The organism is Limnohabitans sp. INBF003 (genome assembly GCF_055396645.1).
The window spans coordinates 165,001-183,632 of record NZ_AP029222.1 but is presented as its reverse complement, the minus strand read 5'-3'; the positions used below and the strand labels follow the sequence as shown (position 1 = coordinate 183,632).

Annotated in this window: 19 protein-coding genes and 2 rRNA genes (1 of these 21 running past the window's edge); 5 read left to right on the top strand and 16 right to left on the bottom strand. The window is 61.6% G+C overall.

Annotated elements, in window-relative coordinates; genetic code table 11:
- Nucleotides 1-26: 26 nt before the first annotated feature.
- Nucleotides 27-260, bottom strand: a complete 234-nt coding sequence (locus ACZ5VE_RS00875; protein WP_464456206.1) for an AMP-binding enzyme — start codon at nucleotides 258-260, stop codon at nucleotides 27-29.
- A gap of 24 nt (nucleotides 261-284) precedes the next feature.
- Nucleotides 285-413, bottom strand: a complete 129-nt coding sequence (locus ACZ5VE_RS00870) for a hypothetical protein (RefSeq protein ID WP_464456205.1) — start codon at nucleotides 411-413, stop codon at nucleotides 285-287.
- 99 nt (nucleotides 414-512) lie between these two features.
- On the opposite strand from ACZ5VE_RS00870, the gene ACZ5VE_RS00865 reads away from it, so the two are divergent.
- Complete coding sequence (locus tag ACZ5VE_RS00865) at nucleotides 513-1,061, top strand: flavin reductase family protein (RefSeq protein ID WP_464456204.1); 549 nt, start codon at nucleotides 513-515, stop codon at nucleotides 1,059-1,061.
- Nucleotides 1,058-1,492, top strand: coding sequence for a MarR family winged helix-turn-helix transcriptional regulator (locus ACZ5VE_RS00860; RefSeq protein WP_464456203.1), 435 nt, complete (start codon nucleotides 1,058-1,060; stop codon nucleotides 1,490-1,492). Before ACZ5VE_RS00865 ends, ACZ5VE_RS00860 begins: the two co-directional genes overlap by 4 nt.
- Nucleotides 1,493-1,618: 126 nt before the next feature.
- Here ACZ5VE_RS00860 and ACZ5VE_RS00855 read toward each other — a convergent pair whose 3' ends face one another.
- From ACZ5VE_RS00855 to ACZ5VE_RS00835, 5 genes are read right to left on the bottom strand one after another with little or no spacing between them, the layout of a single operon-like run.
- Nucleotides 1,619-2,200, bottom strand: coding sequence for an RBBP9/YdeN family alpha/beta hydrolase (locus tag ACZ5VE_RS00855; protein ID WP_464456202.1), 582 nt, complete (start codon nucleotides 2,198-2,200; stop codon nucleotides 1,619-1,621).
- Nucleotides 2,201-2,210: 10 nt separating this feature from the next.
- The gene (locus tag ACZ5VE_RS00850; protein WP_464456201.1) at nucleotides 2,211-2,855 is read right to left on the bottom strand and encodes a DsbA family oxidoreductase; all 645 of its coding nucleotides are present in this window, start codon (nucleotides 2,853-2,855) and stop codon (nucleotides 2,211-2,213) included.
- Nucleotides 2,855-3,913 carry a beta-keto acid cleavage family enzyme gene (locus ACZ5VE_RS00845; protein WP_464456200.1) on the bottom strand — a complete coding sequence of 353 codons (1,059 nt, stop codon included), beginning with the start codon at nucleotides 3,911-3,913 and terminating at the stop codon, nucleotides 2,855-2,857. Before ACZ5VE_RS00845 ends, ACZ5VE_RS00850 begins: the two co-directional genes overlap by 1 nt.
- Before the next feature lie 57 nt (nucleotides 3,914-3,970).
- On the bottom strand, nucleotides 3,971-4,828 hold the full coding sequence (locus tag ACZ5VE_RS00840) for a TauD/TfdA dioxygenase family protein (RefSeq protein ID WP_464456199.1): 858 nt from the start codon (nucleotides 4,826-4,828) through the stop codon (nucleotides 3,971-3,973).
- 9 nt (nucleotides 4,829-4,837) lie between these two features.
- On the bottom strand, nucleotides 4,838-5,818 hold the full coding sequence (locus tag ACZ5VE_RS00835) for a quinone oxidoreductase family protein (RefSeq protein ID WP_464456198.1): 981 nt from the start codon (nucleotides 5,816-5,818) through the stop codon (nucleotides 4,838-4,840).
- Between the two features lie 172 nt (nucleotides 5,819-5,990).
- Between ACZ5VE_RS00835 and ACZ5VE_RS00830 the strand changes: the two genes are divergently transcribed.
- From ACZ5VE_RS00830 to ACZ5VE_RS00820, 3 genes are all read left to right on the top strand, one after another.
- Nucleotides 5,991-7,019, top strand: a complete 1,029-nt coding sequence (locus tag ACZ5VE_RS00830; protein WP_464456197.1) for an AraC family transcriptional regulator — start codon at nucleotides 5,991-5,993, stop codon at nucleotides 7,017-7,019.
- Nucleotides 7,020-7,150: 131 nt separating this feature from the next.
- A complete protein-coding gene (locus ACZ5VE_RS00825) occupies nucleotides 7,151-8,137 on the top strand; it encodes a Bug family tripartite tricarboxylate transporter substrate binding protein (RefSeq protein ID WP_464456196.1) in 987 nt (328 codons plus the stop codon).
- Nucleotides 8,138-8,162: 25 nt separating this feature from the next.
- Nucleotides 8,163-9,179 (top strand): YeiH family protein, encoded by a 1,017-nt coding sequence (locus ACZ5VE_RS00820; RefSeq protein ID WP_464456195.1) that lies wholly within the window; start codon nucleotides 8,163-8,165, stop codon nucleotides 9,177-9,179.
- A gap of 29 nt (nucleotides 9,180-9,208) precedes the next feature.
- On the opposite strand, the gene ACZ5VE_RS00815 is transcribed toward ACZ5VE_RS00820, so the two are convergent.
- The 9 genes from ACZ5VE_RS00815 to ACZ5VE_RS00775 all read right to left on the bottom strand — a co-directional run.
- Entirely contained in the window at nucleotides 9,209-9,604 is a 396-nt protein-coding gene (locus ACZ5VE_RS00815; protein ID WP_464456194.1) for a RidA family protein, read from the bottom strand.
- Between the two features lie 10 nt (nucleotides 9,605-9,614).
- On the bottom strand, nucleotides 9,615-11,285 hold the full coding sequence (locus tag ACZ5VE_RS00810; RefSeq protein WP_464456193.1) for an AMP-binding protein: 1,671 nt from the start codon (nucleotides 11,283-11,285) through the stop codon (nucleotides 9,615-9,617).
- A gap of 1 nt (nucleotide 11,286) precedes the next feature.
- Nucleotides 11,287-12,456 (bottom strand): acyl-CoA dehydrogenase family protein, encoded by a 1,170-nt coding sequence (locus tag ACZ5VE_RS00805; protein WP_464456192.1) that lies wholly within the window; start codon nucleotides 12,454-12,456, stop codon nucleotides 11,287-11,289.
- Between the two features lies 1 nt (nucleotide 12,457).
- Nucleotides 12,458-13,318 carry an enoyl-CoA hydratase family protein gene (locus ACZ5VE_RS00800; RefSeq protein WP_464456191.1) on the bottom strand — a complete coding sequence of 287 codons (861 nt, stop codon included), beginning with the start codon at nucleotides 13,316-13,318 and terminating at the stop codon, nucleotides 12,458-12,460.
- A complete protein-coding gene (locus tag ACZ5VE_RS00795) occupies nucleotides 13,315-13,785 on the bottom strand; it encodes a MarR family winged helix-turn-helix transcriptional regulator (RefSeq protein ID WP_464457410.1) in 471 nt (156 codons plus the stop codon). Before ACZ5VE_RS00795 ends, ACZ5VE_RS00800 begins: the two co-directional genes overlap by 4 nt.
- 98 nt (nucleotides 13,786-13,883) lie before the next feature.
- Nucleotides 13,884-14,672 (bottom strand): SDR family NAD(P)-dependent oxidoreductase, encoded by a 789-nt coding sequence (locus tag ACZ5VE_RS00790; RefSeq protein WP_464456190.1) that lies wholly within the window; start codon nucleotides 14,670-14,672, stop codon nucleotides 13,884-13,886.
- Between the two features lie 158 nt (nucleotides 14,673-14,830).
- Complete coding sequence (locus ACZ5VE_RS00785) at nucleotides 14,831-17,164, bottom strand: bifunctional salicylyl-CoA 5-hydroxylase/oxidoreductase (protein ID WP_464456189.1); 2,334 nt, start codon at nucleotides 17,162-17,164, stop codon at nucleotides 14,831-14,833.
- Between the two features lie 207 nt (nucleotides 17,165-17,371).
- Nucleotides 17,372-17,484 (bottom strand): 5S ribosomal RNA (gene rrf / locus ACZ5VE_RS00780).
- A gap of 171 nt (nucleotides 17,485-17,655) precedes the next feature.
- Nucleotides 17,656-18,632: ribosomal RNA gene (locus tag ACZ5VE_RS00775) — 23S ribosomal RNA — on the bottom strand (it continues 1,903 nt past the right edge of the window).

Sequence of the window (18,632 nt, the reverse complement as noted above, 5' to 3'; positions counted from 1 at the left end):
CACGCAGGCGAAGAAAAGCGGCGGTTTTAAGGGTTTTTCAGGAGTTTTTGCAGCTGGTGTTTGAGCACCTTGCCCAAAGCGCTCTTGGGCAGGCTGTCCATGAACACCACTCGGCGCGGCAGCTTGAAGCGGGCAATTCGGCTTTGCAAGTGCTGCATCACCGCCTCGGGGGTCAGGGCTTGCCCGTTGGCATCGTCAGCGCGCACAGGCGCGGTGAGCGCAGGCGTGGTCAAGGTCACTTCAAACACCTTTGCGTCCATGCCCTCCAGCGCCAGCCGGGCCAATTAGACGTTCACGCAGCGTGACTGCGTTTCGGCCAAAATGGCCACCACTTCACCCGGCTGCACTTTGCACAAAGTGAAGGTGCGAACGAATGCCGCCAGCCACTTGTGTTCTATCTTTTCCACCAACATGTTGTTCTCCTGAACGCTGGGGCTGTCACACGACTCAGCCACCCCCTCTGCGAAAACAGTTTATATGAATATTCATGTAATTTCATCCATAATGACCCTATGCGCCCAACCCCGCCCCATTCCAGCCTGCCACTGAGTCCAGACTTCGATGCGCATCACTTCAGGCAAGCCCTGTCGCGCTTTGCCACGGGCGTGACCGTCATCACCACGTTCGCACCCGGCGCACAAAAAGGCGACTCGACCAGCAGCCACTTTGTCGGCATCACGGCCAGCTCGTTCAATTCAGTGTCGCTCTCGCCACCTTTGGTGTTGTGGAGCCTAGGGCACCGCGCCAGCAGCTTGCCCCTGTTCCATGCGGGCACACATTACGTAGTGAATGTGCTGGCAGCAGATCAGCTGGATCTGTGCCAACGCTTTGCATCCGGCCGAGGCGACCGCTTTGCCCAGACCGACTACAGCCTGGGGCAAGCCGGTCTGCCGATTTTGAAAGGCGCGCTGGCCTGGTTTGAATGCCACAACCGCAGTCGCTACGAAGAAGGCGATCATGTGATTTTTGTGGGCGAAGTCGAGCGCTGCGGCTTTGCCGACGGGGGCCCGCCTTTGGTGTTTCAACAAGGGCAGTTCAACACCACACAAAAACTGCCATGAGCGAGACCCCGGGTTTTGTTGACGACTACCTGGCCGACCTGCTGGACCGCGCCAGCCATTTGATTTCAAGCGAATTTCACGCCGTGGTCGAAGCCAGCGGCTTGAGCCTGATGGAATGGCGCGTCATGGCCAGCCTGGCGGGCAAGGTCGCGCTGAGCATCGGCGAGCTGGCCGACATCGTGCTGACCAAGCAGCCCACCGTGACCAAGCTGGTGGGCCGCATGGCAGAAGCCGGCTGGGTCCAGCGCGTTGACGCCCCACACGACAAACGCCAGTCGCTGGTCAGCCTCACGCCGGGTGGCCACCGCAAAGTCAAACCCTTGCTGAACCAAGCCCGGCTGCACGAGGCCCAGTTGATCACAGAAATCGGTGCAGATGAAGTGACTCTGCTCAAACGCACTCTGGAGCAGTTGATTCAGGCTCGCTGTTGAATTCGTGCTTTCCACGCAGTCTATCCACACATGGATGGCTGAAACCACTGACACCGTTAGGCACTGTCCAGTTCGCGCGGATGACAAGGGCACCAACGTGCACAGCGAACGGCATGTCGGCCAAGTTTAGATCTTGGCCTGGTCCATGCCGCCGCTGATGGCCATTTTGATCAACGCATTGGCCATGGGCCATTCGCCATAACCCGATGCCGGATTCAGGTGACCGACCGCGCCCAGATCAACCGTCTCGCTGCCCCAGTCTTTGGCCAGTGCCAGCACGCTTTCGCGTGCGGCCAACGGGTCGTTGTCGCTGGTGGCCACCAGACTGCGAAATGGCAAAGGCTTGCGCGGCACCGGCAGCCAGCCGCCAGCCTGCAGGGCGGCCAGCGTGGGGTAACCCTCGGGCATGGGTTGCTCAAAGTCGGGCGGCGTGGCCAGCAGGGCACCCACCACGCGGTGCGCATGCGCGCTGGTGTGCGCCCAGTGCGCCACCATCACGCAGCCGCCACTGTGCGCCACGAGGACCACAGGCCCTTCGATGGCGGCCATGGCCGCTTCGATGGCCTGCACGCGCTTGGCGCAGTCGAGGTCTTCGCGGCCCATGGGCGGCACGCTGTGCACTTTGGGCAGTTCGGCGGCCAGCAGGGTTTGCCAGTGGGCCTCCACGTGGTCGCGCAGACCGGGAACGATCAATACAGTGGGGGACATAGAAAAGCTTTCAGTCGGTGCTCTGGCTGGCGGCAAGCAGGGCTGCGAGCAAAACTTCAGGAGGCTGTGCGCCGGACACGGCCTGGCGCTGATTGAAGACGAACAGGGGCACACCCGAGGCACCATCGGGCAAAGCCCAGACGGGTGTTGCATCCAAGGCTTCAGCCTCGGTGCTGTCCACGCCATGGGCTTGCGCCAGCGACGCCAGCACCTGGTCGTTGCCGATGTCCAGGCCTTGCACAAAGAACGCCTCGAACAGGGCGTCCAACAAGGCCTCGTACTGGTCGGGATGTTGCTGTGCGGCCTGGGCCAGCAGCTGGTGCGCGCGCCAGGTATTGGGAAACACGGCAATGCGCTCGTGATGGATGGTCAGCCCTGCGCGGGCCGCAGCGGCCTGCACCTGGGCGCGGCGCGCACGCACCGCCTCGGGGCCGCCAAGCCGGTGTTCGTAAAACGCCTGATAAGGCCAGCCCTGCGGTGGCGTCTGCGGGATCAGCTGCACCGAATGCCAGCGCAGCTGAACCCGCACGCCGGGCTGGCGCTCGGCCAGCTGGCGGCGTGCAGTGTCCAGGTGCGTTTTGCCAATCCAGCACCAGGGGCAGATCAGGTCAAAGTAGACATCGACCTGCACCGTGGCGGTGGGTGTCACGGACATCAGGCGGCTTTGCGCAGGAAGCCCTGGTTGCCGCCGTTGCGGTTGGGCGAGAAGCCGTTGGTGGCCAGCGATTCCTCGACGGTGTCGTAGAACACGCCGATTTTCAGGATTTCGCGGGCTTCCTTGCCGGTGGCGATCTCGCGGCCGAACTCGCGCGAGATGCGCACCAGTTGCTCGATCTGCTCCACCGTGCTCATCTTGGCGGTGCGCGACTGGTTCCACAGGTTGTCTTCGATGCCGCAGCGCACATGCAGTCCCATGGACAGGCCCATCATGTTGATTGGCAACGTATTGCGCATGCTGCTCTCGACCGTCAGCTTGGTGCCGTCAGGGATGGCGCGCAGGAAGTTGGCCAGGTTGTAGACGTTGGGCGCGTCCATGCCGCCGCTGATGGCGACCCAGTTGCAAACCAGCGGACCCTTGTAGACGCCACGGCGCATCAGGCGCTCGACGGTCTCGAAGCTGTTGAGGTTGTAGAACTGGAAGGCGCTCTGGATGCCGGCGGCGCTCAGGCGACGGATGTGCTCTTCGTACCAGGCGGGGTTGGAGGGCACCACCATTTCGCTGTAGGCGCGGCGGCCTTCGGGCGTGGCCATGGAGGTGCCCGCGATGTCGGCTTCTTCCATGTGCTCGATCACGTTCATCTGCACGGTGTTGATGGTCACCGTCACCTGGTCGGGCTTGGGGTCGAGCTCGGCCAGCATGTGGCGGGTGTCGTCGGACAACCACTTGGCGATCTCGCCATCACCGACCGGTGCGAACGAGATCGAGCCACCGACCTGGATGATCATGTCGGGCACGGCCTTGCGCACACCAGCGATCAGTTCATTGAATTTGGACAGGCGCTTGCTGCCCTTGCCGTCGAGTTCGCGCACATGCAGGTGCAGCACGGTGGCACCGGCGTTGTAGCAGTCCACCGCTTTTTGGATCTGTTCTTCCATCGTCACCGGGATGTCTTCGGGGTAGTCCGAAGGAATCCACTCGGGGCCGTAGGGGGCGGCGGTGATGATGAGTTTTTCCTGATTTTCAGGATAGAGGTGGCCGTCGAGAAAGTACATGTGTTGTCTCCAAAAGAAGAGGTGCAAGAAAATGGGAGGGGATCAGAAAGGTGGGAATCAGAAAGGCTTTGTGCCGACGATGCCTGCGCGTTCCATCTTGCGGTGGCAGGGCGGGTAGTCCATGACGGCGTAGTGCTGGGTGGCGCGGTTGTCCCAGATGGCGACGCTGTAGGGTTTCCAACGCCAGCGCACCTGGTATTCGGGGATGTAGGCCTGGCTGATCAGGTACTGCAGCAGATCGCCCGCGCCTTGGTTGAAGTCCTGGCCGTAGCGCACCTTGTCCTTGTTGTGGAAGTTCACAAAGTGCGTGGTGAAGCCGTTGACGAATAGCACTTTCTCGCCCGTGTCGGGGTGGGTGCGGATCACCGGGTGTTCCGAGTCGGGGTATTGCGCTTTCATGGCCAGGCGTTTTTCGATCGGCATGGCGGCCGCGAAGGTGGAGTTGAAGCTGTGGTTGGCGATCAGGCCCTCAATCTGCTGCTTCACATCGCTGGGCAATTTGTCGTAAGCCAGCACCATGTTGGCCCAGATGGTGTCGCCGCCCACGGGCGGGCATTCGATGCAGCGTAGCACGCAGCCCAGCGCGGGTTTTTCGCGGAAGGTGCCATCGGTGTGCCAGGAGTTTTCGTAGCGGTCGGGCGGGTTTTCGGGCGTCTTGTAGATTTGCACCAGACCAGGGGCTTCAGGATGGCTGGGCACCATCGGGTGGGTTTCCAGCTCCCCCAATTTCTGGGCAAATGCCATGTGGTTCTGGCGCGAGAGTTTGTCCAGCGTCTGGTCGCGCAGAAACAGCACCTTGTGCTGGAGCAGGGCGGCGTAAATCTCTTGAAACAAACCATCGTCGCGCACGGCATCGGCGAGGTTGACATTCACCAGTTCCGCGCCGATGGCGCAGGTCAGGGGTTCGATGCGCATGGTGCTTCCTTAAATCACAAAGATGGACGAGCCAATCGTCTTGCGGGCCTCGAGGTCGCGGTGGGCCTGCACCGCGTCCTGCAGGGCGTAGCGCTGGTTGATCTCGATCTGGATGCGGCCAGCGGCGATGTGGCCGAAGATCTCACCGGCCAGCTCGGCCTTTTCGGCGGGGTCGGCGATGTAGTCGGCCAGGGCCGGGCGCGTGAGGTAGAGCGAGCCTTTTTGGGCCAGCAGGTTGGGGTTGAAGCCGTCGATCGTGCCACTGGCGGTGCCCACGCACACCATCAGGCCGCGGCGGCGCAGCGAGTCGAGCGAGGCGATGAAGGTGTTCTTGCCCACGCTGTCGATCACCACATCCACACCTTGGCCGCCGGTGAGTTCACGCACCCGCTTGGCGATGTCCTCGTGGCTGTAGTTGATGGTGTGGTCGCAACCGTGCGCGCGGGCCACGGCGACTTTTTCTTCGGTCGAGACCGTGCCGATCACGTTCAGGCCCAGCAGCTTGGCCCATTGCGACACGATCAGGCCCACGCCACCGGCGGCGGCGTGCAGCAAGATGGTTTCGCCAGGCTTGAAGTCATAGATGCGGCGCATCAGGTAGGCCGAGGTCAGGCCGCGCATGGTCATGCCTGCGGCCGTTTCAAAAGAGATGGCGTCGGGCAGTTTGATCAGCGGTGCAGCGGGGATCAGGCGCTCGGTGCTGTAGGCGCCCAAGGTGTTGATGAAACCGGTGTAAGTGACGCGGTCGCCCACGGCCACGTTGCCCACCTCGGGGCCAATGGCTTCCACCACACCTGCACCTTCGACGCCCATGCCATTGGGCAGCGGGATCGGGTAGGTGCCGTTGCGAAAGTAGGTGTCTGCGTAGTTGAGGCCGACGGCCACATGGCGCAATCGCACCTGACCGGGTCCGGGCTGGCCGACTTCGGCATCGCCGTATTGGAGTACCTCGGGTCCGCCGATGCGGTCAAATGTCACGGCCTTGGCCATTGGGCGATCTCCTGAATGAGTGGGTGTATGAGTGATGGAATTTATGTGCGCGCCCATGAATTCCGTTTGCCAATTCATGACTTTCGGTTAGCATTTCATGACAGATCGCCGCCGCCATCCTTTTGCGCCGTTTTTGCGCCCGTTTTTCGCCCGCTTTCAATCAGGATATTTCATGAACACCCGCCATGCTTTGCAGGTTCGTGCCGCCGTGCTGTCGCATTACGACGATGTGGCCAAACGCCTGGACCTGAACCCGCAAGCCATGCTGCGCAAGGTGGGCCTGACGCCCGGCATGCTGGCCTCTCCCAGCCAACTGATTCCTCTGGACAGCGCGTTGGCACTGCTGGAGATTTCGGCCACGGAAAGCCGGTGTGACACGTTTGGCCTGCACATGGCCGAAGCACGGCTGCTGTCGGACTTCGGCCCCATCAGCCTGCTGTTGACCCATCAGCCATCCATCCGCATCGCGCTGCAGATGATTGCGCAGTACCGGCATTTGCTCAATGAATCCCTGGGCATGCACATCGAGGACGTGGGCAAAACCACGCTGATCCGCGAGGAAATCATGAGCGACTACCGTGGCAGCACGCAGCAGTCCACCGACATGGCCGTGGGTGTGCTGGTGCTGATTTTTCGCGCGATGCTCGGTGAGCATTGGCGGTCGCAAGCGGTGCATTTCACCCATTCGGCGAATGCGGATGTGCAGATCCATCGACGCCTGTTTGGCTGCCCTCTGCATTTCGACAGCGATTTCAGTGGGCTGGTGTGCCTCAAGGCCGACATGGACCGCCCCAATGAACGGGCGGATGCCGCCATGGCCAGTTATGCCCAGTCGTTCATGGACGCGATGCCCCAGCGTGGCCAGAGTTCGGTGGTGCAGGACGTGCGCCGCTCGGTGTATTTGCTGTTGCCCATGGGCCGTGCCAGTGTCGAGCAGATCGCTTCCGGCCTGGGGGTGAATGTGCGCACCTTGCAACGCCGATTGGACGAAGCAGGTGTGAGTTTTTCGCAGGTGCTCAATGAAGTGCGCAGTGAACTGGCGCAACGTTACATTACCCATACGCCACATTCCATGGGCCGTGTGGCGGAGCAATTGGGCTACTCCAACCTCAGCTCCTTCACGCGCTGGTTCTCCTCGACGTTTGGTTGTTCGCCCTCGAAAATGCGTGAGGATGCGCCTGGGTCGACCCGATCAGTGTGAACCCGATGTGACATGTAATGATAAATGGTTGTCGTGAATGGGTAAGCGATGCGGTGAGGCTTTGAGAACAATCGCCCTATCAATCAACCAACGGGAACTGCGATCCCGCCATACTTTTCTGGAGACAAGACATGACATCGTGCACACACACCCGCCGACTGGGCCGCGCCATCCTGATGGCCCTTGCGAGCAGCATCGCCATGCCGGCCGCCATGGCCTGGACCGACAAGCCCGTCAAGATGCTGGTGCCCGCCCCCGCTGGCGGCAACATCGATGTGATTGCCCGCTTGGTGGCCGATCAGCTGACAACAGACCTGGGCCAGCCCATGGTGGTGGAGAACAAGCCCGGTGCCGGTGGGGCGATTGCGGTGCAGGCCCTGCGTTCGGCACCCGCTGACGGGCAGACGGTGATGATGATCGCCAGCAATGTGCTGACCGAAATCCCCCATGTGCTCAAGGGTGGTTTCGATCCACTCAAGGACGTGAAGCCTGTGGGCATTGTGGCCCGTGGCAACTTGGTGATGATTGCCGCGCCCAATGTGCCCGCCAAGGATTTCAAGGGCTTTGTGGCCTATGCCAAAAAGAACACCGGCAGTCTGGGTTTTGCCTCCTACAGCGCGGGCACCATCTCGCACTACGCCGGCATGATCCTGAACCAGAAAGCCGGTCTTGATCTGCAGCATGTGCCTTTTCAGGGTTCGCCACCCGCGCTGGCCCAGGTGATGGGTGGGCAAATTCCGGTCATGTTCGACGGCTACGCCACTTCGCGCAACCTGATCGCCACCGGCAAGGTGCAGGCCTATGCCGTGGCCGGCAAGCACCGGCTCAGCCAGTTGCCCGAGGTGCCGACGCTGACCGAGCTGGGCTACCCGGACCTCGATTTTTCCAACTGGATGGGGGTGATCGTTTCTTCAGGCATGTCGCCTGAGCTGCAGGAAAAAATCCACAAGGCGGTGCGCAATGTGGCCCTCAACCCGAAGTTCCGTGGCCGCATGTTTGCCTCCGGATTTGAAGGGGCCGAGGACTGGAGCATTCCGCAGTTGACGCAAGCGGCCAAAACAGAGTTCGAGCGCAACGCAGCCATCGTCAAACAGTTCAACATCCAACTCAATCAGTGAACGGATTGCCAGGGGAATTGGAAGCATGAACGCCTTGTATGCACGCTGTGCCGTACTGTGGCCTGGCCTGGCCATGTCTGCGGTGGTGGCGGTGGCGGCACAATTCCTGGCCGAGCATTACGGCGCCCCCGTGATGCTGTTTGCCCTGTTGCTGGGCATGGCAGTAAACTTCCTTTCGGAGGATGCGCGCTGCAAAACCGGCATCGAGTTTGTGGCGCGCCAAGTGTTGCGCTGGGGCGTGGCCTTGCTGGGCCTGAGGATCACCCTTGACCAAGTGCAGTCGCTGGGCTGGCAAGCCGTGTTCATGGTGGTGCTGGCGGTGTCGCTCACCATTGGTCTGGGCATTGTGGTGGCCAAATGGATGGGCTTCAAACCCTTTTTTGGTTTGCTGTCCGGCGGCTCGGTGGGCATTTGCGGGGCTTCGGCGGCGATGGCGATTGCTGCTGCATTCCCCAACCACCCGCAAAAAGACCGGGCCACGCTGTTTGTGGTCATCAGCGTGAGCACCTTGTCGACGGCGGCCATGGTGGTGTATCCGATTCTGGTGCGTTGGCTGGACCTCGATCCCCAGCAGGCGGGTTTCTTTCTAGGCGGCACCATCCATGATGTGGCGCAGGTGGTCGGTGCCGGTTACAGCATGGGGCAGCAAACCGGTGATGCGGCCACGGTGGTCAAGCTCATGCGGGTGGCAATGCTGGTGCCGGTGATCGTGGTGGCGGCCTGGATGACGCGGGCCACACATGCACAGTCAGCGAACAGTGAGGCAGCAGGCGCACCGGCGAGCAGGCCGCCCCTGCTACCGTGGTTTGCGGTGGTGTTCGTGCTGCTGGTGCTGCTCAACAGCCTGCTGCACCTGCCAGAAATCGTGGTCAGTACGGGACATGCTTTGTCACGGGCATTTCTGGTGGCCGCGATGGCGGCCATTGGCATCAAAACCCATCTGAAGGACATCCTGAGCGTGGGCTGGAAGCCGGTGGCCTTGATGCTGCTGGAGACGGTGTTTCTGGCTGTTCTTGTCTACATGCTTTTATTGCAGCGCTGAAATCCGAGGGGCGGTGGCCCCAGGTCTGCTCACTCAGGTACCACCGCCGTCACTTCGATCTCCACCTTAGCCCGGTCTTCGACCAGATCGGCCACCTGCACCAGCGTCATGGCCGGGTAGTTCTTGCCGATGACTTCCTGGTAGACCTTGCCCAGTTCGCGCCCACGGGCGAGGTATTCCTTCTTGTCCTTGACGTACCAGGTCATGCGGGCCATGTGCTGCGGGCCAGCGCCCGCGCAGGCCAGCGTGTCGACGATGTTTTGCAGGGCCTGGCGGCACTGGACCACAAAGTCATCGGTCTCGAACTGGGCCTGACCGTTCCAGCCGATCATGCCCGCGACGAACACCATGCGGCCACGCGCTTCGATGCCGTTGGCATAGCCTTTGGCGGGTGCCCAACCTTCGGGTTGCAAGACGTTGAACATAGTGGGCTCCTTAAGAAATTTGACGCAGCTTGAAGCGCTGCAGTTTGCCGGTTTCGGTGCGGGGCAAGGCATCCAGAAAGACCACCTTGCGCGGGTACTTGAACGGGGCGATGGTTTGCTTGACGTGTTCCTGCAAGGCTTTTTCCATGGCCGCATCGCCCGTGTGGCCAAGCTTGAGCACCACATAGGCCTGCACGATGTTCCCTCGGTCCTCGTCAGGCATGGCCACCACGCCGCACTCGGCCACGGCCGGATGTTGCAACAAAGCGCCTTCCACCTCGGGGCCAGCGATGTTGTAGCCGGCCGAGATGATCATGTCGTCGTTGCGCGCCTGGTAGCTGAAGTAGCCGTCGGCGTCCATGACGAAGGTGTCACCCGGCAGGTTCCAGCCGTCTTTCACGTAGTCTTGCTGGCGCGGGTCGTCCAGGTATTTGCAACCGGTGGGCCCACGCACCGCCAAACGCCCCACGGTGCCAGGCGGCACAGTCTGCATGTCGTCGCCCACGATCTGCGCCACATAGCCGGGCACCACCTGACCGATGCTGCCGGGGCGCACTTTGGCGCCTGCGCTGGAGATGTAGATGTGGATCACTTCGGTGCCGCCAATGCCGTCGGTCATCTCGATGCCCGTGGCCTGCTTCCACAACTGGCGCGTGGCGTCGGGCAAGGCTTCGCCTGCCGAGACGGGGTGCTGGAGGCTGGAGAGGTCAAAGCTTTTAGCCAGTGCCGCCATTTGCCGGTACATGGTGGGCGCGGTGTAGCACTGCGTGGCGCGGTACTTGGCGATGGTCTGCATCAAGGTCTCGGGCGTGTGCTTTTCCAGCAGCACGGTGCTCGCGCCACAGCGCAGCGGAAACGCCAGCAGCCCACCCAGCCCAAAGGTGAAGGCAATCGGCGGCGTGCCGCAGACCACGTCGTTTTCATCCATCTGCAGGATGTTGCGCGGGAACAAATCGCACATCGCCAGCACATCGCGGTGGAAGTGCATGGTGCCCTTGGGCTTGCCCGTGGTACCGCTGGTGAATGCGATCAGGCACACGTCGTCGCGGCTGGTGGGATGGGCGGTGTACGCGCCGCTCTGCCGGGCCATGCGCTGCTCCAGGCCATCGGGGGCATCGCTGCGGAACTGCACCAGCTGCTGCAAGCTGGCCATGTGGCTGGCGTGGCCAGGGGTCATGCAGTGCTGCAGTTCATCGGCCAGCAGGCTGTCGCACAGCGCGGCGCTGACCTGGGCCTTGTCGATGATCTGCGCCAACTCGCCCGCACGCAGCAGCGGCATGGTGGGCACCGCCACCAGGCCCGCCTTGAGCGCGCCCAGCAGACAAGCCGCCATCATCGGGCTGTTGCCGCCACGCAGCAGGATGCGGTTGCCGGGCACCAGGCTCATGTCCTGGGTCAGGACCTGGGCGATGCGGTTGCTCTTGTCTTGCAACTGCGCATAAGTCCAGCTGAAGTCGCCACCGCCCTTGTTGAAGTCGCTTACGCCATGCAGCGCGATGCGATCGCCTCGGCCTGCCTGCACATGGCGGTCCACCAATTCCACCGCGCAGTTGATCTGGTCCGGGTAGTCCAGCTCGGGCCGGTCGGCGATGAACACGGGCAGCTGGTCTTTGGGCGGCAGTCGATCGCGTGCAAAGGTGTCGGTGTGGCTGCTGGGCAGCAGTTGGTTCCAGTCGCTCATGTCAACCTTTCAACAAGTCCTTGCCGATGATCAGCTGCTGCACTTCTGTGGCGCCTTCGTAAATGCGCAGCGCCCGGATCTCGCGGTACAGCGACTCCACCATCACGCCTTTTTTGACACCCATGCCGCCGTGCATCTGCACCGCCATGTCGATGATCTGCTGGGCGTTTTCGGTGGCGGTCATCTTGGCCATGGCTGCTTCACGGGTGATGCGCCCGCCTTGGTCGCGCAGCCAAGCGGCGCGGTACGTCAAGAGCGTGGCCGCGTCCAGCATGGTGGCCATCTGGGCGATCTTGGTCTGGGTGATCTGGAAGTCGCCCAAACTCTGGCCAAACATCTTGCGTGAACGCGCCCAAGCAATCGACTCGTGCAGCGCACGCCGCCCAAAGCCCAAAGCGGCAGCCGCCACCGAGGTGCGGAACACATCGAGCGTGGCCATGGCGACCTTGAAGCCCTGACCTGCTTCGCCAATGCGTTGGTTGGCAGCGACCTTGCAGTTGTCGAATTTCAGCGTGGCCAGCGGGTGCGGTGCGACCACGTCGATGCGCTCTTCAATCGACAGGCCGGGTGTGTTGGCATTGACAATGAAAGCCGTGATGCCGCGTGCGCCAGGCGCCTCGCCCGTGCGGGCGAACACCACATAAAAGTCGGCGATGCCGCCGTTGCTGATCCAGGTCTTGCGGCCGCTCAGCACATAGCCGTCTGCCGTGGCCGTGGCGCTGCACTGCATGGCCGCCACATCTGAGCCTGCATCGGGCTCACTCAGGGCGAAGGCGCTCAAGGCCTGGCCCGACGCGACACGCGGCAGGTAGCGCTGCTTTTGATCGGCTGTGCCCATCAGGCTGATGGCGCCCGTGCCCAAGCCCTGCATGGCAAACGCGAAGTCCGACAGGCCGTTGTGGAAGGCCAGCGTTTCGCGCAGCAGGCACAGCTGGCGCGTGTCGATCACGTCGGACGCTGCGCCATAGGCCGTGCCAGACACCGCGTGCCGGAGCCAGCCGCCTGCGCCCAGCAGGCGCACCAGGCGGATGCATTCGGCATCCACTGCGTCGCGGCTTTCGTCGTGGTGCGCGTGGGCCAGGTGCGCGTTACACCAAGCATCCAGGCGCACTTTGAAGTCGCGGTGGCTGTTGTCAAAGAAGGGCCAGTCGAGTTCGGGTGGATGGCTCATTTCAATCCCCTTCAAAAACGGGCGTTTGCTTGGCCACAAAGGCGTGGTACGCCCGGTGGAAGTCGTTGGTGGCCATGCAGATGGCTTGGGCCTGGGCTTCGGCCTCGATGGCTTCGTCCACACCCATGTTCCATTCCTGCTGCAGCATTTTCTTGGTGATGCCGTTAGCAAAGGTCGGTCCGGCGACCAGCTGGGCGGCCATGGTCTGGGCTTCGGTCAGCACCGTCTCGGGCGTGCAGACGCGGTTGTAGAAGCCCCAGCGCTCGGCCTCCAGTGCGCTCAGACCACGCCCGGTAAACAGCAGCTCGCTGGCGCGCCCCTGGCCAATGATGCGTGGCAAGAGCGCGCACGCGCCCATGTCGCAACCGGCCAGGCCCACCTTGTTGAACAGGAAATAGGTCTTGCTGCGCTCGGTGCCGTAGCGCAGGTCCGAGGCCATGGCCAGGATCGCACCTGCGCCTGCGCACACGCCGTCGATGGCGGCGATGATGGGTTGCGGACAAGCGCGCATGGCCTTGACCAGATCGCCCGTCATGCGGGTGAAGGCCAGCAGGCCCGGCATGTCGAGCTTCGTGAGCGGACCGATGATTTCATGGACATCACCCCCCGAGCAGAAGTTGCCACCTTCGCCCGTGATGACGACGGCGTGGATGTCGGGTGCGTAGGGCAGTGCACGGAAGAAGTCGCGCAACTCGGCGTACGAATCGAACGACAGCGGGTTCTTGCGCTCAGGGCGGTTCAGGCTCACCGTGGCCACACCGCCCTTGACGGACAGCAAAAAATGCTCGGGCTGGTAGCCCGCCATGGGATGGTTGTGGCGGGGCAGCTGGTGCGGCTGGCCGGGCAGGTAGCGTTGGCTCATGTCTTCTCCTCAGGATTTGTAGGGGTGCCGGACTTCAAGGTGCCCAGCAATTTGTACAGTTGTTCTTGTTGGCGTGCCGCCAGTGGCGACAGCAGCTCGACGACCCAGCCTTCATGGGCCTGTGCCATGGACGCGAAAGCGGTCCGCCCGGCCTGCGTCAGGCTGACGGTATAGGAGCGGCGGTCGCTGGCCTGCATTTGCCGCTGCACCAGTTGTTCTTTTTCCAGCTGGTCGACGATGCTGGTGACGTTGCCGCCCGTGACCATCATGCGGCGCGACAGCTCGCTCATCGACAGGCCTTGCGGTTCACGCTCCAGTTGCGCCATCAGGTCGAAGCGCGGCAGCGTGATGTCAAACTGCTCACGCAGGCGCTGGCGGATCGTGTCTTCGATGCGGGTGGTGGCCGACAACAGGCGCAGCCACAGACGCAGCGAGGCATGGTGATCGGCGTGCGCACGCACTTCCATGTCGACAAATGCGGCCCCCACGCTCGGCACTGCGTGTCCTTCGCTGCCCCCCGAGGGGGTGCGAGCTGGCTTGAGGCGGCTCGGTGCTGCGCTCGTGCTCATCCTGCCAGCTCCCCACCATCGATGGCGATGGCCTGGCCGTTGATCGCGTCGCTGCCCGCTGCGCACAGCCACAGCACGCTTTGCGCCACTTCGTGCGGCTGCACCAAGCGCTGCTGCGGGTTGCTGGCGGCCAGCGCCTGACGCGCTTCAACTTCGCTCTTGCCGGTTTTGCTCACGATGTTCTGCACCGCTTCGCGCACGATGTCGGTCTCGGTGTAACCCGGGCAAATCGCGTTCACGGTCACACCCTTGCGGGCCAACTCCAGGGCCAACGCTTTGGTCAGACCGACCACGCCGTGCTTAGCGGCCACATAGGCGCTTACATAGGCATAACCCTTGAGGCCCGCCGTGCTGGCGATGTTGACGATGCGTCCCGGTGTTCCGCTCGCTGCTGCTTCGAGCATGCCCGGCAGCACGGACTGGATGCAGTGGTAGGTACCAGTGAGGTTCACGCTCAACATCTGCTGCCACAGCGCGGCATCGGTCTTGGCAAAGGGGGCGCTGTGCGCCTGGCCCGCGTTGTTGACCAAGATGTTCACAGCGCCAAAGCGGGCCTGCGCCTGCTGCACCGCCGCTTGCACGGCATGCTCATCGGCCACGTCCATGGGCGCGATCAGCACCGCCACGTCGGGCACTTGCGCACGCAGTTCTTCGGCTTGCGCCTGCAGCTTGTCCTGCGAGCGGCCACAAAGCGTGAGGCGACAACCCGCTTGCGCGAGCTGCAGTGCAATGGCCGCACCGATGCCTACGCCCGCGCCAGTGATAAGGGCATGGCGGTTATGCATGACACCCCCGCAGTTTGTTGGCGCTGGCCTGCCTGCAACATCTAGCGAAATGTTTTGCGTAGGAGCCAGCCTGCTGGCGATTCAGTCGCTTGTTGCGCAGCGACACATCGCTTGCAGGCAAGCTCCTACAAGGGACAGCTTGCGTCATGTCATTCATCTCAATCCCCTTTGCTCGCGGTCTGCAGCGCTCGCTCGCGTGCAAAACCGGCTTCGAGCTGCGGCTTGCCCGACACGTAGGCGCGCGGCCAGGCGATATCCTTGAAACCGATGCGCGCCGCTTCGGTCAGTGTCCAGGCCGGGTTGGCCAGGTGCGGGCGGGCCACTGCGCACAGGTCGGCGCGGCCAGCGGCCAGGATGCTGTTGACGTGGTCGGCCTCTGAGATGGCACCGACTGCGATGGTGGCGATGCCCGCTTCCTGGCGGATGCGGTCGGCAAAGGGGGTTTGGTACATGCGGCCGTAGGTCGGCTTTTGCTGCGCACTGACCTGACCCGAAGAGCAGTCGATCATGTCGGTGCCTGCGACCTTGAAGGCGCGGGCGATCTCGACCGCGTCGGTCGGCGTGATGCCGCCTTCGACCCAGTCGTGCGCCGAGATGCGCACTGACATGGGCAGGTCCTTGGGCCAAGCCGCACGCACGGCAGCAAAGACTTCCAGCGGGTAACGCAGACGGTTTTCGAGCGAGCCGCCGTACGCGTCGGTGCGTTGGTTGGTGAGCGGGCTGATGAAGCTCGACAACAGATAACCGTGCGCACAGTGCAGCTCCAGCCAGTCAAACCCGGCTTGTGCAGCGCGCTGCGTGCTGCCCACAAAGTCGGCCGTGACGCGGTCCATGTCGGCGCGCGTCATGGCTCGGGGCACATCGCCATGGGGCAAATAGGGCACGGGCGATGCGGCAATCAGCGGCCAGTTGCCTTCTGCATCGTCTGCGGGCACAGGCTGGTCCATGCCCGCGCCTTGCCAGGGGCGACAGGTCGAGCCTTTGGGCCCGGCGTGGCCGATCTGCAGGCCAATTTTGGCGTCAGACTTGGCATGCACCCAGTCCACTATTCTTGCAAAGTCGCTGGTCTGCTGCTCATTCCACAGGCCCGGACAGCCGTGTGTGATGCGACCGTCGGCGCTGGGCGCGGTCATCTCGACCATCACCAGCCCGGCGCCGCCCATGGCGCGCGCGCCCAGATGCACGAGGTGGTCATCACCCACGCGGCCATCCACCGCCATGTATTGCGCCATGGGCGAGACCACCACACGGTTCTTGAGCGTGACCGAGCGTTGGGTGTATGGCGTGAACATCGGCGGGCGAATGCCCGGCTTCGCAGTGCGACCTGCAAACCAGGCTTCGTAGCCTTCCAACCAGGCCTTGTCACGCAGACGCAAGTTCTCGTGGCTGATGCGCTGGCTGCGGGTGAGCATGGAGTACATGAACTGCTCGGGTTCGAGCTGGTCACAGTAGCGCTCACCACAGACCTCGAACCATTCCATCGCATTCCAGGCGGCGTTTTGCAGGCGGATCACGTCGATCTCGCGCACTGCTTGGTAGTGCTGGAGCACTTCCGGAATGTGGTCTGCGGTGTCGCCCAGCGCCTTGAACTGGCGCACCAGCTCGATCGCGTCTTCGAGCGCGAGCTTGGTGCCCGAACCGATCGCAAAGTGGGCGGTGTGCACCGCGTCGCCCATCAGCACCACATGGCTGTTGCCGTTGAAGGTCGACCAGTTGGCGCACTTGACGCGCTGGAAGTTGAGCCAGGCCGAGCCCCGCAGGTGGCGGGCGTTGGTCATCAGCTTTTCGCCTTGCAGGTTTTTGGCAAAGAGCTTTTCGCAGAAGGCAATCGACGCGTCCTGGTCGGCCTTGTCCAGGCCGTGCGCCAGCCAGACGTGTTCGGGGCACTCGACGATGAAGGTGGACGTCTGGTTGTCGAATTTGTAGACGTGCGCCTGGAACCAACCGTTCTCAGTCTTCTCAAACAAAAAGGTGAAGGCGTCGTACTGGCGGTTGGTACCCAGCCAAATGAAACGGTTGGGTCGCGACACGATGTCGGGCTTGAAGACCTCAGGCAAACGGCTACGCACCCGCGAATTCACGCCATCACTGGCAATGATCAGGTCGGCGTCTGGGAAGTCCAGATCGGACTGCACATCCTGCTCGAACAGCAGCTTCACGCCCAGTTGCTCGCAGCGCGCCTGAAGGATGTTGAGCAGTTTCTTGCGGCCAATGCCCACAAAACCGTGGCCGCCCGAGCGGATCACGCGGTCCTTGAAATGCAGCTCGATGTCGTCCCAGTGGTTGAATGCCTGCTGCACCTCGTTGGCGGTCTCGATGTCCCACTGGCGCATGTTCTCCAGCGTCTGATCCGAAAACACCACGCCCCAGCCAAAGGTGTCGTAGGGCTTGTTGCGCTCGACCACCGTGATGTCGTGGTGGGGGTCGAGTTTTTTCATCAACAACGCGAAATACAACCCGGAAGGACCACCGCCAATGCACACGATTTTCATGTTCACTCTCTTTGCTGTTGACAACAAGACCAACTAATTGAGGCTTGCATATTTGAAGCCTGAAGTATTTAAGCAAAGGCAGCTGCCGTCAATCGGGTAATAACCCGTAGTTAAGGCATGAAAAGGGGGCGAATACGTGGCGGGCAAGAATGCCGCGCACAAAGCAAAACGCCCCACCGAATGGTGAGGCGTTTTGGGCTGTTAGAAGCCTGACGATGTCCTACTTTCACACGGGAATCCGCACTATCATCGGCGCTAAGTCGTTTCACGGTCCTGTTCGAGATGGGAAGGAGTGGTACCAACTTGCTATGGTCATCAGGCATAACTTGTTGTCATCTTGACCAAGTCAAGACAACGAATTCATAGAGTTTCGAATCAGATTTTAGGCTTGTTCACCAGGCTCTCACCCAGTCTTTCACCTTTTTTGAATGCGTCAACTTGGCATAACTTCCCTGACCAATGCACACCTTTCGATGTGTGATCAAAGTTATAGGGTCAAGCCGCACGAGCAATTAGTATCAGTTAGCTTAACGCATTACTGCGCTTCCACACCTGACCTATCAACGTCCTGGTCTTGAACGACTCTTTAGGGGGCTCAAGGCCCCGGCAGATCTCATCTTGAAACGAGTTTCCCGCTTAGATGCTTTCAGCGGTTATCTCTTCCACACTTAGCTACTCGGCAATGCCACTGGCGTGACAACCGATACACCAGAGGTGTGTCCACTCCGGTCCTCTCGTACTAGGAGCAGGCTTCCTCAAATCTGCAGCGCCCACGGAAGATAGGGACCAAACTGTCTCACGACGTTTTAAACCCAGCTCACGTACCTCTTTAAATGGCGAACAGCCATACCCTTGGGACCGGCTACAGCCCCAGGATGAGATGAGCCGACATCGAGGTGCCAAACACCGCCGTCGATATGAACTCTTGGGCGGTATCAGCCTGTTATCCCCAGAGTACCTTTTATCCGTTGAGCGATGGCCCTTCCATACAGAACCACCGGATCACTATGTCCTACTTTCGTATCTGCTCGACTTGTCAGTCTCGCAGTTAAGCACGCTTATGCCATTGCACTATTATCACGATGTCCGACCGTAACTAGCGTACCTTCGAACTCCTCCGTTACGCTTTGGGAGGAGACCGCCCCAGTCAAACTGCCTACCATGCACTGTCCCCGATCCAGATAATGGACCTAGGTTAGAACCTCAAACACACCAGGGTGGTATTTCAACGTTGGCTCCACCGAGACTAGCGTCCCGGCTTCAAAGCCTCCCACCTATCCTACACAGATCTGTTCAAAGTCCAATACAAAGCTACAGTAAAGGTTCATGGGGTCTTTCCGTCTTTCCGCGGGGAGATTGCATCATCACAAACATTTCAACTTCGCTGAGTCTCAGGAGGAGACAGTGTGGCCATCGTTACGCCATTCGTGCAGGTCGGAACTTACCCGACAAGGAATTTCGCTACCTT